At 55.8% G+C, this 294-nt stretch carries 1 rRNA gene; it reads left to right on the top strand.

The features are described from left to right. Positions 1-294, top strand: a 23S ribosomal RNA gene (locus tag GH741_RS21455); the annotation flags it as partial.

Here is a 294-nt window from a genome sequence, read left to right as displayed (position 1 = left end):
TGTCTCAACGAGAGACCCGGTGAAATTATACTATGCGTGAAGATGCGCATTACCCGCGACAGGACGGAAAGACCCCGTGGAGCTTTACTGTAGCCTGATATTGAATGTTGGTACAACTTGTACAGGATAGGTGGGAGCCTAAGAAGCCGGAGCACTAGCTTCGGTGGAGGCGTCGGTGGGATACCACCCTGGCTGTACGGACCTTCTAACCCAGAACCGTGATCCGGTTCGGAGACAGTGTCAGGTGGGCAGTTTGACTGGGGCGGTCGCCTCCCAAAGAGTAACGGAGGCGCC

The sequence above is a fragment of the Aquibacillus halophilus genome (assembly GCF_009649745.1).
GTDB classification, from domain to species: Bacteria; Bacillota; Bacilli; order Bacillales; family Amphibacillaceae; genus Aquibacillus; species Aquibacillus halophilus.
Note: the sequence above shows the minus strand (reverse complement) of the source record. Positions and strands in the feature narration are given on the sequence as shown.